We start from the raw sequence: 2,930 nt of genomic DNA, 5'->3' as shown, positions 1-2,930 counted from the left end.
GGATAGGGAAATCATCGCGCCGCGAGGTCAAGAGCGCGTCGCCGGCGTCGTCGTGCTTATGCATGCGCGCAGCGTGATCAAGCTCAGCGCGGCCGCGTCGCGTCGCTTGCATCGCGAGCCCGAGCTCGGGCACGCGCCGGCGCTCAAGGCGGCCGGCTAATGCCGCCCGTCAAGGTGTGTCACCGGTGCGGAAACGACGTGCCGGTAGGTCAGCGTTGCGCGGTGTGCGGCCCGTATTTGCAGGCCGCTCGGCGTAACCCCGGATATGACGACTCTTTCTTTCGGAAGGTCAAGCGGCAGCGCCGGCGCGACAAAGCGACGTGCGAAAAGTGCGGCCTCGCGCCGGGCGAGATTTTGCATCACAAAGACGGCGACCCGCAGCACAACCCGCGCGACGGATCTAACTACGTTTGGGCATGCGCCTCGTGCGCGCGCATGCTCGATAAGCAAATGCGCATCGCTCGTGACGGCCCGAAGGGCAAGGCGTCACCGTGGAAATGAGCGGCGGCGCGGTTCGAGATTGGGAGACCTCGAATAGCGGTCTCATTTTTCCGGGCGCAACGCTCGGGCACACCGAGGCGGTGCATCCGTCACCGGGCGGAATGCGTTACGAGGATTTCTGCCGACTGCACGTGCGGCAATCTAAAGGCCGTTGGCGCGGCCGGCCGCTCGTCTTTTACCCCGCGCAATCGGCGTTTCATCACGAGCTCTTGCGTACGGAAATGGGCCGGCGCATTTACACCGAGGCCTACTACGGCGTGCCTCGAAAGAACGGCAAGAGCACCGACGTTGCGAGCCTCGCGCTCTACTTTCTACTCGCCGACGGCGAGCCGGCACCCGAGGTGTACGGCGCCGCCGGCTCAAAGCAGCAAGCACGAGTCGTATTCGACGAGGCCGCTCGAATGGTGCGCGCCTCGCCGGTGCTCTCGGAATGGTGCCGCGTACTGCGCAATGAAATCATCGTGCCCTCGATCGACGGTGTGTATCGCGCGGTCTCGGCCGAGGGCGGCTTGCAAATGGGTACTAACCCGAGCGCGGTCGTCGCCGACGAGTTGCACGTTTGGAAAGGCGACGCCGGCCGCGAGCTCTACTACGCGCTCACAACCGGAATGCTCGCGCGAGAGAATCCGATCATTGTCTCGATCACGACCGCAGGTTACGAGCGAGATTCGATCGCGTTCGAGCTCTATGAGCGCATGCTCGGCGCCGGCGAGAATCCTTACACCGACGAGGGCCGATCGCTTATGTATTGGATCGGCGCCGGCGAGGCCGACGATCCTACCGACCCGGCGACTTGGCTCAAGGCTAACCCTGCACCGTGGCTCACCGAGGCGGTGCTCGGCCGTGAGTTTCACCGGTTGCCGTTGCCGGTGTTTTCTCGACTGCACCTCAACCTATGGACTTCGACCGAGCAGCTATGGCTACCGCCCGACGCGTGGAAACGCCTTCGATCCGACGCTCGAATCAAGCCGGGCGAGCGCGTATGGGTAGGCGTCGATATCGGTTTCAAGCGCGACTCGTCGGCGGTCGTGATGGTCGCACGGCGTGACGGCGAAGGGCCGGGCGGCAAGCCGCTTTACATCGCGAAGAGTTGGGTATTTTCGCCGGCAATGGAAAGCGACGGCTCGCTCGATTTGTCGCCGGTCGAAAACCGCCTCAAGCAAATCAACGTCGAGCAAGATGTTGTCGAGGTCAGATACGACCGTACGCTTTTCCAGCGGTCGGCCGAAGATTTGAGCGAGACTATGAGGATGGTCGAGGTGCCGTGGGCGAGCAATCAACGCGTCGTCGAAATGTCTCAGGCGCTTTACGAGCTCATCGTCGAAAAGCAGATCACTCACGACGGCGATCCGGTGCTCTCGGCTCACGTGAACGCGGCCGTTATCCGCGAGACTGAAAGCGGTTTCCGCGTCAGCAAGGCGAAGAGCAAGCGCCACATCGACGCGCTAGTTGGATTGCTCAACGCGATCGGCGGCGCCATCAGCAATCGCAGGATCGCCGAGCCGGGCGCGAGATTCTTTCCGGCGCACGGCAGGCCGAGCGGCGCGCGCATGCGGCTCAGTCAGACCACGGCAGACAAACTCGCGAAGGCCGCGGTCGAGCGGGTGTACGCCGGCGGCGTCGTCGGCGATATCACGACCGAAGAATATGAAGGCATCGTGCGGCCGGCGCTGCATGCGTTCGCGGCCGCGAGCGTCGACGACGGCGACGACTTGCGAGCTCGCATCGCTCTCGCTGAGGTGCAACGGCTCGACTCGATACACCTCGGCACGGTGCTCGATGAAGATAAGTAAAAACGCTTTCCGGCCGTGGAATCGCTTAGGCTCATAGACCGATGAGCACGACTGAAATCATTGCCGACCTTTGCATCGTGATCGCATTCGGCCTAATCGTCGCCGGGTGCGCGATCGTGAGCACCGTGCTTGCGCTCATCGTCGCCGGCGTGATTCTCTTGATCGCCGGCCTCGTGCTCACCGGCCTTGCGATCAATCAGAAAAAGCCGCCCGCAGATCAACCCGGCGTTGTCGACCGCGGGCCGTTCGAGCCGGGTAGTTAGTCGTGCTCGGCCGCGCGTTGATCAACGGCGTTGCTGAGCTCAGGTCGGCGACCCTCGCGGCGCCGAGCGAATGGCTCAGCGATGCGCTCGGTGCGAGCAAGTCAATTGCCGGCCCGGCGATAGATGAAGAGTCAGCACTCAGGCTCGCGGCCGTAGGCGCTTGCGTTCGAGTAGTGAGCGAAGATATCGGCAAGGTGCCGTGCATCATTTACGAGCGCACCGACGCGAAGGGCTCACGTGAGCGCGCCGCCGGCGACACCTATGCGCCGGCGCTCGGGCTCGCACCTAACCCCGAAATGTCGGCTATGGAATATTGGGAAAACCTCACCGCGTACGGCATGCTTTGGTCGCACGCTGAGGCATACATCGATAG

At 63.2% G+C, this 2,930-nt stretch carries 4 protein-coding genes; all 4 read left to right on the top strand.

Going from position 1 to position 2,930, the window contains the following annotated elements; genetic code table 11:
- The first annotated feature begins 159 nt into the window (after window positions 1-159).
- Window positions 160-501, top strand: coding sequence for an HNH endonuclease signature motif containing protein (locus tag ACSLE4_RS12820; RefSeq protein ID WP_435904832.1), 342 nt, complete (start codon window positions 160-162; stop codon window positions 499-501).
- Entirely contained in the window at window positions 498-2,294 is a 1,797-nt protein-coding gene (locus tag ACSLE4_RS12815; RefSeq protein ID WP_435904831.1) for a terminase large subunit domain-containing protein, read from the top strand. Before ACSLE4_RS12820 ends, ACSLE4_RS12815 begins: the two co-directional genes overlap by 4 nt.
- A 41-nt stretch (window positions 2,295-2,335) precedes the next feature.
- Window positions 2,336-2,557 (top strand): hypothetical protein, encoded by a 222-nt coding sequence (locus ACSLE4_RS12810; RefSeq protein ID WP_435904830.1) that lies wholly within the window; start codon window positions 2,336-2,338, stop codon window positions 2,555-2,557.
- A 2-nt stretch (window positions 2,558-2,559) separates the two neighbouring features.
- A partial coding sequence (locus ACSLE4_RS12805; protein WP_435904829.1) for a phage portal protein occupies window positions 2,560-2,930 on the top strand: 371 nt, incomplete at its 3' end.

This window comes from Methyloceanibacter sp. (assembly GCF_051306395.1).
Classification (GTDB): Bacteria; Pseudomonadota; Alphaproteobacteria; order Rhizobiales; family Methyloligellaceae; genus Methyloceanibacter.
The sequence above is the reverse complement of the archived record's forward strand: the minus strand, read 5'-3'. Positions and strand labels throughout refer to the sequence as shown.